This is a genomic window from Pseudomonas sp. 21LCFQ02, from assembly GCF_024129895.2.
In the GTDB taxonomy this organism is placed as follows: Bacteria; Pseudomonadota; Gammaproteobacteria; order Pseudomonadales; family Pseudomonadaceae; genus Aquipseudomonas.
This window is the reverse complement of the sequence record NZ_CM178749.1, coordinates 1289846-1302639: the sequence shown is the minus strand read 5'-3', so window position 1 is coordinate 1302639 and position 12794 is coordinate 1289846. Positions and strand designations below refer to the sequence as shown.

The 12794-nt window shown below is 60.7% G+C and carries 11 protein-coding genes; 7 read left to right on the top strand and 4 right to left on the bottom strand.

The annotated features are described in order from the left end of the window. Positions 1 to 6 precede the first annotated feature (6 nt). From NJC40_RS06155 to NJC40_RS06145, 3 genes are all read left to right on the top strand, one after another. Positions 7 to 1317, top strand: coding sequence for a glycoside hydrolase 5 family protein (locus tag NJC40_RS06155; protein WP_253140944.1), 1311 nt, complete (start codon positions 7 to 9; stop codon positions 1315 to 1317). Between the two features lie 201 nt (positions 1318 to 1518). Next, positions 1519 to 3393, top strand: coding sequence for an acyltransferase family protein (locus NJC40_RS06150; RefSeq protein ID WP_253140945.1), 1875 nt, complete (start codon positions 1519 to 1521; stop codon positions 3391 to 3393). Between the two features lie 116 nt (positions 3394 to 3509). Then, positions 3510 to 4292 (top strand): substrate-binding periplasmic protein, encoded by a 783-nt coding sequence (locus tag NJC40_RS06145; RefSeq protein ID WP_253140946.1) that lies wholly within the window; start codon positions 3510 to 3512, stop codon positions 4290 to 4292. A gap of 1 nt (position 4293) precedes the next feature. Here the strand turns inward: NJC40_RS06145 and NJC40_RS06140 are convergent, their stop codons facing one another. Both NJC40_RS06140 and NJC40_RS06135 read right to left on the bottom strand, forming a co-directional pair. Then, a complete protein-coding gene (locus NJC40_RS06140; RefSeq protein ID WP_253140947.1) occupies positions 4294 to 5568 on the bottom strand; it encodes a glucarate dehydratase family protein in 1275 nt (424 codons plus the stop codon). Between the two features lie 77 nt (positions 5569 to 5645). After that, complete coding sequence (locus NJC40_RS06135; RefSeq protein WP_045485456.1) at positions 5646 to 6989, bottom strand: MFS transporter; 1344 nt, start codon at positions 6987 to 6989, stop codon at positions 5646 to 5648. Positions 6990 to 7094: 105 nt separating this feature from the next. Between NJC40_RS06135 and NJC40_RS06130 the strand changes: the two genes are divergently transcribed. The 4 genes from NJC40_RS06130 to NJC40_RS06115 all read left to right on the top strand — a co-directional run bounded on the left by NJC40_RS06130 (position 7095) and on the right by NJC40_RS06115 (position 10254). Then, the gene (locus NJC40_RS06130) at positions 7095 to 8000 is read left to right on the top strand and encodes a LysR family transcriptional regulator (protein WP_253140948.1); all 906 of its coding nucleotides are present in this window, start codon (positions 7095 to 7097) and stop codon (positions 7998 to 8000) included. Positions 8001 to 8262: 262 nt separating this feature from the next. Further along, positions 8263 to 9081 carry an alpha/beta fold hydrolase gene (locus NJC40_RS06125; protein WP_253140949.1) on the top strand — a complete coding sequence of 273 codons (819 nt, stop codon included), beginning with the start codon at positions 8263 to 8265 and terminating at the stop codon, positions 9079 to 9081. A gap of 107 nt (positions 9082 to 9188) precedes the next feature. Further along, positions 9189 to 9587 carry a DUF6508 domain-containing protein gene (locus NJC40_RS06120; protein WP_253140950.1) on the top strand — a complete coding sequence of 133 codons (399 nt, stop codon included), beginning with the start codon at positions 9189 to 9191 and terminating at the stop codon, positions 9585 to 9587. Positions 9588 to 9666: 79 nt separating this feature from the next. Next, the gene (locus NJC40_RS06115; protein ID WP_253117791.1) at positions 9667 to 10254 is read left to right on the top strand and encodes an SMI1/KNR4 family protein; all 588 of its coding nucleotides are present in this window, start codon (positions 9667 to 9669) and stop codon (positions 10252 to 10254) included. Positions 10255 to 10362: 108 nt separating this feature from the next. Here NJC40_RS06115 and NJC40_RS06110 read toward each other — a convergent pair whose 3' ends face one another. Together NJC40_RS06110 and NJC40_RS06105 are read right to left on the bottom strand one after the other, a co-directional pair. Then, positions 10363 to 11601, bottom strand: coding sequence for an OprD family porin (locus tag NJC40_RS06110; protein ID WP_084710217.1), 1239 nt, complete (start codon positions 11599 to 11601; stop codon positions 10363 to 10365). Between the two features lie 208 nt (positions 11602 to 11809). After that, positions 11810 to 12739, bottom strand: a complete 930-nt coding sequence (locus NJC40_RS06105) for a dihydrodipicolinate synthase family protein (RefSeq protein WP_045485448.1) — start codon at positions 12737 to 12739, stop codon at positions 11810 to 11812. Positions 12740 to 12794 lie beyond the last annotated feature (55 nt).

Genomic DNA, 12794 nt, shown 5'->3' with positions numbered 1-12794 from the left:
CCCGTCATGCTGCATGCTCTATCTCGCACCAGGCTGCTGGTGCTCGCTGGCTGGCTGAGCGGGCTGGCGACCGCCCACGCCGAGCCAGCCAGCGAACCGCCGCCGTTCATCCTCGGTATCTCGACCCACCTGATGAATGTCGAGCGGCCCGTCGAAGCGCCGCTGAAGCTGGCGGCCGAAGCCGGCTTCAGTGCGGTCAAGGACGATGTGTTCTGGTCCACTGCCGAGCCCAAGCGCAATGAGTTGCGGATCATCCCGCAGTGGCGTCGCTATCTGGAGCAAGCCAACAGCCTGCAACTCGAACGCCTGGCGATTCTCGGCTATAGCACCCACTTTCACGACAACGCCAAGCCGCGTACACCTGAAGTTACCGGGCCGTTCCTCAACTATGTCGATTACGTCAGCCGGCAACTGGGCAACCGGGTCAGCTATTACGAAATCTGGAACGAGTGGGACCTGCAGGGGCCGCGCGACCGCCAATTGGCTCAGGACTACGCGGCACTGGTCCGCAAGACTGTGCCGGTGCTGCGCGCCAATACCCAGGCCGCCCCCGGCAACAAGGCACTGATTCTCGCAGGGGCGGTGACCCCCGAAGGCATGGACCACGGCTTTGCCGATCAACTGATCGACAGCGATACCCTGGCGCTGGTCGACGGTTTGTCGATCCACCCCTATGTGCATTGCGCAGGCAACAACGGCAGAACTCCCGAAGCCTGGGGGCGCTGGGTCAGCGACTACGAAGAAAATATCCGCAACAAGGCCGGGCGGGCGATCCCGATCTACCTCACGGAAGTCGGCTGGCCCAGCCACAAAGGCGCCTGCGGGGTCAGTGAAATGACCCAGGCGCTGTACATGGCACGCATCTGGTTTCTGGCGCGCAGCATTCCCAACGTCAAGGGCATGTGGTGGTACGACCTGTATAACGATGGCCCCGATCGCTTCGACCAGGAACACAACTTCGGCATCCTCAACGAAGACCTGTCGCCCAAACCGGCCTGGACCATGATGCGGGCCATTGCCCCGGTGGTCAGGGACTTCGCCTATAACGCCGAGGCCAGTGTGGTGTCCGGGCCGACCTACCAGTTGTACTTCAGCAACGGCCAGCAGCGCCTGCTGGTGGCCTGGACCGTCGGCAAGCCGCTTGAGCTTGGCCTGATCAGCCACGCGCCTGTGCAAGGGCCGGTGCGCCTGCTAGACACCCGCCGGGCCGCCAATGGCGAGGTCGCCAGCGAGCAGTCATGGCAATGCGCAGGCGAGCACTGCACCGCATCGGTACGCCTGGACGACTTTCCCAAGATCATCCGCCTGACCCCCTGACTCTTAATACCAATACTGTTCGGATAAGCGCCGCATACCCGGTGGGAGTGGCCGGCCGGCGCTCCGGTTGCCGACGAAGACGGCGGCACATTCGCAGCATATGTAGTGTTTTTACTGGCCTCTTCGCGAGCAAGATCGCTCCCACCGGGGGCATACAGTACCTAAACGAACAGCATTGCCCTTCACACCGGTTGCTCTCCCATGACCTTCAGAAAAGACATCAACGGCCTGCGTGCCATCGCCGTGCTTGGCGTGCTGCTGTATCACTTTCATCCGGCCTGGCTGCCCGGCGGTTTTGCCGGGGTCGACGTATTTTTTGTCATCTCCGGCTACCTGATCACCGGCATCGTCCTGCGTGGTCTGGGTAACCAGAGCTTCAGTCTTGTGCAGTTCTATCGCTCGCGGGCGCAACGGATCATCCCGGCACTGGCGGTGTTGTGCCTGGTGTTGCTGGGTGGCGGCTGGTTCTACCTGTTGCCTCTGGATTACGCCGCGCTGGGCAAACACGTGGCCGCCAGCCTGGGCTTCGTCTCCAACATTGTCTACTGGCGCGAAGCCGGTTACTTCACCGCCGATGCCCATGAGAAATGGCTGCTGCACACCTGGTCGCTGTCAGTGGAATGGCAGTTCTACCTGCTCTACCCCGTGGTCCTGCTGCTGCTCAAGCGGCTGGTAGGGCTCAATGCGCTGCGCGGCTGGATTGTTGCCGGTTGCCTGGCAAGCTTTGCCTTATGCCTGGCAGCCTCGCGGTACTGGCCGGAACCGGCGTTCTATCTGCTGCCGACCCGCGCCTGGGAACTGCTGCTCGGCGCGGTGGCCTGTGTGTTTCCGGTCAAACTCAAGCCAGCCCAACAGCGTTGGCTTGAAGGTCTGGGCCTGGGCCTGATCCTGTTCAGTTTTGCCTTCATCAAGGTTCAGCAGACGTGGTCCGGTTACCTGGTGCTGCTGCCGGTACTGGGAACCTGGGCGATGATCGCCGCTGCGAGGCAAGACTCGCCGGTGACCGGCAACCCGCTGGCACAGTGGCTCGGCAGCCTCTCTTACTCGCTGTACCTGTGGCACTGGCCGGTGGTGGTGGTGATGAACTACGCCGGCTGGCTGGGCGATACGCGCAACGTCATGCTGGGTATGAGTGCCGCCCTGCTGCTGGGCATGGCCTCTTACCGGCTGGTGGAAAAGCCCGGCGGCAACAGTCGCCCGGCACCCGTCAGGAAGCTCACCGCCCTGTCGACCCTGATCACCCTGGTGTTTGTGGGTGGGGTGACGGTCAGCCTATCTGAAGGGGTGGTATTACAAGCGCGCAGCATCAGTACGTCTGATAAAGCCCGTTTTATCCAGCGTTACGTCGATAAGCAAAATAACCTCTATGAACCCTACTGGCTCAAGTGCGATGCCTTCTCGGCATTCACCCAACGCGGTCAAACACAGATCGACGCAAGCTGCACCCGCCGCCAGGGTGAGGGTGGCGTGCTGCTGTGGGGCGACTCGCATGCCCAAGCCTTGTCGTTGGGCCTGCGTACCCTGCTGCCAGCGGGTACGCCGTTCTATCAGGTCACCTCGGCCAGTTGCCCTGCGCGCTTTACCGCCATCGACCGGCGTGGCGCCAGCGGCCGGGCCTGCGATTACGCCACGCGGCTGGCCTGGGACAGCGTCGAGCAGCTACGCCCGGACGTCGTGGTCATGGCCCAGAAAGACAATCACGACCAGACCGCCTGGAATGCCCTGGCGGCACGCTTGAGGGATTACGGCGTCAAGCACATCGTACTGGTAGGCCCGGTGCCACAGTGGAGCCCGTCGTTGCCCAGCGTGATCGCCAACCGCCACTGGGAACAGCGCGAGCCTTACATCAACGACCCGGCCCTGAACCGGCATTTGATGGCCGTGGACCAGGCCACCCGGCACCTCATCGACCCGACCAGCATCCGCTTCGTTTCGTTGATCGAGCAGTTGTGTAACCGGCAAGGCTGCCTGGCACGCCTGGGCGGTAATGACGAGCTGCTGCAGATCGATGACGGCCACCTGAGCGCCGAGGGCTCGCTGTATGTGGTACGCCATTACGTGCTCCCACAGCTGTGACCGTTGATCCCTTAAGAGAATGGATAATTTGCGCACTTTCATGACGTGGATAACATGCCTGCCATGCTCAGCCCCTATCATGGGCCACCCGCAGACACCTAGAAAGGAATTCAGGCATGGGCTTGCGAACACTGATCATGGCCTGCGCGCTGGCCTGCCTGCCAAACCTCGGCATGGCCCAGAGCTGGCTGGCCGGCGGCTCGGAGTGGCGACCGTTCAGCTACAGCGACGAGCAGCAGAACCTGCAAGGCATTGCGGTGGACATCACCCGGAAAATCCTCGAAAAGGCCGCCATCCAGACGCGCTTCGTGTCTTACCCGGTCAATCGCCTGCAGGCCATGCTCGATAAAGAGCAACTCGACCTTAGCTATGCCGAATCGAAAAACTGGCAAACGCCTGAAGTAGCCGAGCGCTATGTGTTTTCCGTGCCGTACCTGAAGGTGCGCGAATACCTGTATTTCGCCAAGGATCACCCGGCCCGGGACAAGCCGGTCGACACCTTGCAGAACCTGACCATCGGCATGGTCCGGGGCTACAACTATCCACGTCTGAACCCGGCGTTCGAGGCCGGGCGCTTGATGAAGCTGGAAACCTCTCAGGACCTTGCGCTGCTGGAACTGTTACAGGCACGACGGGTGGATGCCGTGGCGATGGTCGATGACCTGTACAACTATCTGATCGTCACCCACCAGATCGACCCGGCGCAATTTAGCCGCGGCGGCCAGCTCAGCGAAGCGCCGCTGGCCATGATGCTCAACAAAAAACACGCAGCCCTGCTGCCCGCCATCAACCAGGCCATCCTCAGCCTGCAAGACAGCGGCGAGGTGGCGCGTATTCATGACGCCTACCTGCCAGCGCGCACCGCGCTGGCCTGTCATGCACCGGACCCCGCTTGCTGATTCAGAAGCGTGGTTTGAGCGCCGTCCAGTCCGGGCGGTATTTCTGCATCTGGGTCACGTCATTGCGCGAGCGAATGCCGCAACTGTGGTACAGGTCGTTGAGCTTGCCCAACTGGTCGTAGTCCAGCTCCACCCCCAGCCCCGGCGCATCGCTGAGCGCCACACAGCCGCCCACGATCGGCAGCTTGCCGCCCTTGATCACCTCTTCATCGGGCTCCTGCCATGGGTAATGGGTGTCGCAGGCATAAGCCAGGTTCGGCACCGCCGCCGCCACATGGGTCATGGCCATCAGGCTGATGCCCAGGTGCGAGTTGGAATGCATCGACACCCCGAGCCCGAAGGTGTCGCACATCCGCGCCAGGGTCTGCGTATCGCGCAACCCGCCCCAATAGTGATGGTCGGCCAGAACAATCTGCACACTGTTAAGCGCCACGCTGCGGCGGAACTCGTCGAAATCGGTGACCACCATGTTGGTTGCCAGCGGCAGGCCGGTGCGCTTGTGCACCTCGGCCATGCCCTCCAGGCCCGGGCACGGATCCTCAAAGTATTCCAGAGCGTCGCCCAGCCGTTCGGCCATGCGCAGCGAGGTGTTCACTGACCAGTTGCCATTCGGGTCGATGCGCAGCGGCGCTTCAGGAAACGCCTGGCGCAGCGCCTCGATGCACGCCACTTCATGCTCCGGCCCAAGGATCGTACCGGCCTTGAGCTTGATGCTCTTGAAGCCGTTCTCCTCGATCATGGTCCGCGCCTGGGCAACGATCTGCTCCGGGCTGATGCCCTCGCCCCAGCGGTCGGGTTTATACGGCGAGCCGATGTGTTCAGCGTACTTGAAGAACAGATAAGCGCTGAACGGCACCTCGCGACGCACGGCCCCGCCGAGCAAATTAACCAGCGGCATGCCCAGCGAACGGGCCTGCAGGTCGAGAAACGCCACCTCGAAAGCCGAATAGGCATTGGCCACCTGCTTGCTCGGGTGCGACCCCGGTGCCAGCTCGGCCCCGCCGCTCACCGGCTGCAAGCCCGCCACGGTCTTGACCACCCGCGTGCGCAGGCCATTGAGGTCGAAAGGGTCCAGGCCCACCAGGCTGCCTTGCATGGCCTGCAACACCGCCAGCACCGGCGCATCGCCATAACTCTCACCCAGGCCGATCAGGCCGCTGTCACTCTCGACCTCGATGATCGAGCGCAGGGCATAGGGTTCATGAATGCCGCTGGCGTTGAGTAACGGCGCATCACGGAAGGCAATCGGGGTGACACGAACCTGTTTGATTTTCATAAGGAGGTGGCTCCGTTAGCAGGGCGAAATCGTCCGCCTCGGGCAGCGCACTGCCCGAGCGGGAGAAGGTCGGAAAGTCAGGCCGCGCTGGCCGATGGAGCTGGCTTGGCGCCCTTGCCCTGACCTTTGAGGGTGCGGGTCATAAACACCAGAATGCCGGCGATCAGCGATACCGAGGCCAGGCCAATCAGCCCGCCCTCGATAGAACCGGTGCTCTGTTCCAGGTAGCCAAAGGTGGCCGGGGCGACGAAGCCGCCGAGGCTGCCCACCGAGTTGATCAGCGCGATCACCCCGGCGGCGATCCGCGCATCCAGATAACTCTGGGGGATCGGCCAGAACAGCGACGATGCCGCCTTGAAACCAATGGCCGCAAAACAGATCGCCACGAAGGAGAACACCGGCCCGCCGGTGGTCGACATGAACAGCCCCACCGCCGCAATGATGAAGGCCGCCGAAGCCCAGGCCTGTTGCCACTTGAAGCGTGCCGCCAGGCTGGCAAAGGCGTACATCGCGACCACCGAGATGATCCACGGAATCGAGTTGAACAGCCCGACCTGAAAGTCGCCCAGCCCGCCCATCGAGCGGATGATGCTCGGCAGCCAGAAAGTACAGCCGTAGATGGTCAGCGAGATGGAGAAGTACAGAAAGCAGAACAGCAGGATCTGCGGGTCGCGCAGCAGGCGCAGCGACGACTGATGCACCTCGACGCCACCGCTGGCCAGTTCACGCTGGCGCTGCTCTTCGTCGATGCAGGCGGTCAGCGCCTGGCACTCGGCAGGGCTCAGCCACTTGGCGTCCTTGGGCAGCGAGTCCAGCCAGAACCAGACAAAACCGCACAGCAGCACCGAGAACATGCCCTCGATGAAGAACATCCACTGCCAGCCGTGCATGCCCAGCCCTTCGATGTTCAACAGCGCACCCGACAAAGGCCCGGAGATGATCGAGGCCGCCGCCGAGCCACTGAGAAAAATCGCCATGGCCTTGCCGCGCTCACCGGCTGGCAGCCATTTGGTGAAGTAATACACCACACCAGGGAAAAACCCGGCTTCGGCCACACCGAGCAAAAAGCGCAGGATATAGAACCAGGTTTCATTGGGCACGAAGGCCATCGCCGTGGCGACCACGCCCCAGGTGAACATGATCCGCGTCAGCCAGATCTTCGCGCCGTAGCGTTGCAGCAGAATATTCGACGGTACTTCGAACAGCGCATAACCGATGAAAAACAGCCCGGCGCCCAGCCCGTAGGCCGCCGCACCGATGCCCAGATCGGTTTCCAGATGGCTGCGCACGAAGCCGATATTGACCCGGTCGATGTAGTTGACGATGAACATCACCACGAACAGCGGCAGGACGTGGCGCTTGACCTTGGCGACCGCGCGGGCGACCAGTTCGGGGTCTGCTTGAGCAGGGACAGAATGCATGGGACGGCTCCGATGGTTATTTTTGTGGAGGTGCGTCGATCATGTGCTCTGCTATTGTTCCCGTCTAATCCAGTCTGACACTTGATTGATACCCGGAAGATATCAATGTTCGAACTCGCCCAACTGCGTTGCTTCGCCACCGTGGCCACGGAACTCAACTTTCGTCGCGCTGCCGAACGGCTGAACATGACCCAGCCGCCCCTGAGCCGGCAAATCCAGTTGCTGGAACACAATCTGGGGGTCGAGTTATTCACCCGCAGCACCCGCAGCGTTGCATTGACCGCCGCCGGGCGTGCGTTCTTCATTGAGGCCCAGCACTTGCTGGAGCGTGCCGAACAGGCGGCGCTGGCGGCGCGGCGCATAGCCCGCGGCGACATCGGCTCGGTGAGCATCAGCTTCGTCGGCAGTGCGGTGTATGAGTTTCTGCCACGGGTCATCGCCGAAGCCCGGCTCAGCCAGCCCCAAGTGAAGATCGCCCTCAGCGAAATGAACACCGCCCAACAGCACGAAGCCCTGCGCGCCCGCCGCATCGACCTGGGCATCGTCCGCGCACCCTTGCTACAGCCGGGTTATGAAAGCGAATGCCTGGTGCGCGAGCCCTTCGTCCTCGCCGTACCGGCCAGCCACCCGCTGGCCAGTAGCGAACGGGTCGCAGTACAAGACCTGGCCGGGGTGCCGTTTCTGATGTACTCGCACTCGGCCTACCCACCATTCAACGAACTGCTCACCGGCATGTTCCGCTCCGCCGGCGTAGCCCCTGAATATGTGCAGTGGCTGGGCTCGTCACTGACCATCCTGGCGCTGGTCAACGCCGCCATGGGCCTGGCCCTGGTGCCACGCTGCGCCACCAACGTGGTGTTTCGCGATGTGGTGTTCCGCGACATCAACCTGGGTGAAGGCATCCAGAGCGAACTGCACCTGGTGTGGCGCAGCGACAACGACAACCCGGCATGCAGCATGCTGCTCGAAGCCATTCGCGCGGCGGTGCATCAGGGGACAAGCACCCCATAAATCCTGTAGGAGCGAGCTTGCTCGCGAAGAGGCCAGTAAAGTCACAGCATCTGCCTCGAATCTGCCGCCGTCTTCGCCAACAGAGCTGGCTCCCACCTGACCGCGTTGAGCTTACCTGATCAGCATTACCCCGTAGCGGTAGCAACGCCCACACCGCAAGCAGCACACCCGTGCAAGCCATCCGCCGCGCCATCAACCATAGTGAATTACCGCAGCACGGCTGCGGTCACTACTTCTCAACCGCCTATCAGTGGAGATTGTCATGAGTACATTCGTTACCCGCGATGGAACCGAGATCTATTACAAGGATTGGGGTACAGGCAAACCGGTACTGTTCAGCCACGGCTGGCCACTGGATGCAGACATGTGGGAGTACCAGATGCACTACCTGAGCAGCCGCGGCTATCGCACCATCGCCTTCGACCGGCGCGGTTTCGGCCGCTCCGCCCAGCCGTGGGAAGGTTACGACTACGACACCTTCGCCGATGACATCAATGACCTGATCGAACACCTGGACCTCAAGGAAATCACCCTGGTGGGCTTCTCGATGGGCGGCGGCGATGTGTCACGCTACATCGGCAAGTACGGCACTTCCCGTGTGGCGCGCCTGGCGTTGCTCGGCGCGGTGACACCGATCTTCGGCGAGACCGCCGACCACCCGGAGGGTGTGGACAAGTCAGTGTTTGACGGCATCAAGGATGGCCTGCTCAACGACCGTGCACAGTTTATCTCCGACTTCGCCACACCGTTCTTTGGCCTGGATAACGGCCAGAAAGTCTCCGACGGCGTGCTGACCCAGACCCTGAACATCGCCCTGCTGGCCTCGCTCAAAGGCACGGTGGATTGCGTGACTGCTTTTTCGGCAACCGACTTTCGCCCGGACCTGGCCAAGGTCGATGTACCGACCCTGGTGATCCATGGCGACGCCGACAGCATCGTGCCGTTCGAGGTGACCGGCAAACGTGCCGCCGAACAGATCGCCGGCGCCGAACTGAAAGTCTACAAAGGCGCACCCCACGGCTTCGCCGTGACCCATGCACAGCAACTCAATGAAGACCTGCTGGCCTTCGTCGGTGGCTAAGACACCTTGAAAACAGCCGGGAACCTGATCCACGCTCGCCACTCCAAGCAGCAGCAAACAGCTGTCGAGCGCCTGGACAGGTCCCCCGCCCCTTCATGGATGTCTATATGCCTGCGCAACTGGATCCACAACCTGCCGACCTGGATGAGTTGCTGGGTTTTCAGCCGTTTCTGTACCCCGGCGGCCGCCCTATCGAAGCCATTGTCTCGTATCACGACGGGCGCTGGCCGGTGTATGCCGACGTCGTCAACGCATTCTTCAGCGCAGCTGGCAAAGACTGCTGGACAGACTTCAACTACGGCATCGCCGAATCAGGTGCCATGCTTGGCGACCCGCAACGGGTCGCCAACGCCACGCTGGACGAGCTGAAAAGCATGCTGACCTGGTGCGTACGCGGCGAGCGCTTTTGCGACGGCCACCACGGATCGGTCATCGAAAGGGGCTACATTCTGAACCTGCTGCAACGTCTGAAGGTTTTGCGCCAGCATCTTGCAGCCGCGCAATAAGTGAGTGCCCTGCGGAACCGGCAAGGCCCAAGGCCGGTCGCAGTACCTCCTCTGAATTCATTTGCACACAGGCCCAGCCATGTCCATCGTCGATACCTACCTCACCGGCCTGTACCAGGCCCTGCCTGCGCAAGATCTTGAACAGCTCAAACACAGCCACGGCGCCTCAGAAGCCGATCTGAGCAGACTCCTGGCACGTTATCCACAGGCACCCGCCAGCCTGCTGGAACTGCTGGGCCGCCTCGACGGCACGCATTTTCGCAAGTACCCCAATGGCGAAGTCTTTGTACTGGTATTGGGCTCGGACGTCTTCGAGTACCCCTACTACCTCAGCTCCGTGGAGCAGATCCTTGAAGAGGCCGGGCAATACAACGACAGCATTGCCGACGTGTACGGCGACTACGTCGACGAAGACCCTGAACTGCTCGATCCTGCCATCGACGGTCAGTTGGCCATGGGCGAACGTCTGTGCTTTTCGCAGTGCATGAACAACGGCGGGACGTCGCGGCTATACATCGACTTCAACCCGGCAGCAGGCGGCAGCGTGGGTCAGGTGGTGCGCTACCTGCACGACCCGGATAGCTACAAGGTGATTGCCGCCAGTTTTGATGACTATCTCAAGCAACTGATTGACCAGAACTACGAATTCATCTTTGAGGATGAGTGACAGGGGTCGGTTTAAAGCCTTCATGGGTGGCCGCTGTCGGCAACTCTGACGGTGTGGATAAGCCATGAAAAGAGCCTTATCCACAAGGCAGTCATCGAAGCCCGGACCCTACAGCAGTTTCAACGGATAACTCAGAATGATCCGGTTTTCGTCGTAATCCGATGAATTGAAGTCCCTGCGAACACTTGCGTTGCGCCAGCGCAGGCTGACGTTTTTCATCACGCCGCTCTGCACGACGTAACCCAGTTCGGTTTCACGTACCCATTCGGAGCCGTTGTCCACGCCTCTGAGCTTTACATGATCGCCTTGGACATAGCGGGTCATCAGGGTCAGCCCCGGTATTGCATAACCGGTAAAGTCCAGGTCGTAACGCAATTGCCAGGATCTTTCCCGTGGGTTGTCAAACGCATGGTTGAACGTGTTGTTGGCCAGGTAGATGCCGCCGGTGCCCGCAATCCGCATCCAGCCGCTATCACCACTGACCTGCTGCAGACCGACACTCACCGTGTGCTGGCGGACGTTCAGCCCGACCAGGGCAGAAGCGGTGCGGTTGTCCAGCCGACCGGCTTTGGCACTGCCGTCATCCTGGCCGCGAAAGTAGCCCAGGTTGGCGTTCAGGTTGATGCCTTCAGAGAGCGCGAAGCGTTGATTCAGACCGATGTATTGCTGCTGATAAATATCTTTCAGTTCACCCGCCCACAGACGCAGCGTTGTGTTCTTTGATGGGGTGCGATAGTCACCACCGAGGTATTTGAACGAGTCGCTGGATGCTCCCGCGTAAGCCAGATCCTCCATCGAGGAGTCATTACGCAGGCTGGTTTTGGTGAACTCACCGGCATACAACGTCCAGTTATTGATGTCCTGCGACGAGAGTTGCGCCCCCTTGAAGGTTTGCGGCAGCGCTCTGAAGTCGTCAGCGGTAACCAAAGGCAGGTTCGGCATCCATTCACCGACTTTAAGTTCGGTGGCCGAGATTTTAGCCTTGACCGCTACGCCCAATCGGCCAAAGCTGCCAGCCGGATCACCATCGGCATCCCTGGGTAATAACAGCGCGCCGTAACGACCGGCACCTCCGTCGAGCTTGATCGCATATTTACCCAATACATCGACGCCGAACCCGACAGTGCCAGGGGTGAAGCCCGAACGCAGATCCAGAATAAAGCTCTGGGTCCACTCTCGGGCTTCCTGAGGGCGCGCGGCGGCCGAGGTGAAATCACGCTCAAAGTAGAAGTTTCTAAAATTAAGAGTGGCGCGACTGTCTTCAATAAGACCTTGCGCCAGCGTGTGAGATTGAAACAGCAAGACCGCAAGTGCCACGCTGATGGCCTGGCAACGACGAATGTTCATGATCATGATATCCCCTGTTGTTTTTATTTAAGGGAGTGGGCAACCGCTGAACGCCAGAAGGGCAAATATCACTTCGTCTCTCTGGGAGAACGGAGCTATTGATAAAGTCGCGACTGAAACTTGAAATTATGGGCAGGGCCTCGTATCAACAAGGCCCCGTCCAGATGGCACGACGTCACGCAATGCCTGCACAGCATTGCGTCAGCGCTTAAACCAGGCCAGCAGAACGCAGAGCAGCCGCGATTTCCTGATCGGCGCCCTCAGCCAGGGGCAGCAGCGGCGAGCGTACGGTCGCATGGTCCAGAATGCCGCGCGTCACCAGGCCATGTTTGAGGGCCACAGTACCTTCCATGTGCGAGCCGCGATGGTAGACATTGCGGGTAACAGGAAGCAGCTTGTCGTGGATGGCACGGGCTGCCGGGTAGTCCCTGCGTTTGCCTGCGGCAATCAGTTCGATCAACGGCTCAGGGGTCAGGCCACCGTAACCGACCAGCGCACCGTCTACATCGAACATGGTGTGCAGCAAGTATTCGTCATGGCAGGTCAGAATTTGCAGGTCTGGCACTTCTTTGCGGATTACCGGGATTTCGGTATCCCAGCGACGCATGTTGCGCACGCCGTTCTTCATGGCGAATACGCCTGGCTGACGGGCGATATCCAGCTGGGTTTCCAGGTCGTAAGTGGCCTTGGTGACATCCGGGTACTGGAACAGAATCAGTGGCAGGCCGCTGTGCTCATAAATGGCCCGGTAACGGTCTTGGGCAGCACCTTTTTGATAACCGAAGCGCAACCAGCCGTGGGAAGGATAAACCAGGCCTGCGGCAGCGCCGTTATCCACCGCACGCTTGGCCTCTTCGGCCGCCACCTGAGTGCCCTCGCCAGTGATGCCGGCGATAATTGGCAAGCGACCTTCAACCGACTCGCTGAATGCGCGGATCACCTGAGCCTGTTCAGCCTGAGTCAAGAAAGTGCCCTCACCGGCATGGCCCAACACAACCAGACCTTTGACGCCTTCGAAACTGCCCAGCCAGCTACCCAGCTTTTGAATGGCGGCAAAATCAAGTTTGCCATCACGAGTAAAGGGTGTAATAGGGGCAGGAACAAGGCCTTTAAGGTCGATGGTATTTTTAGTGCTCATTTTTATTTCCTCTTTATTTACCAATAGTCCACAGCTACGCGTGCAGGGGCGCAAG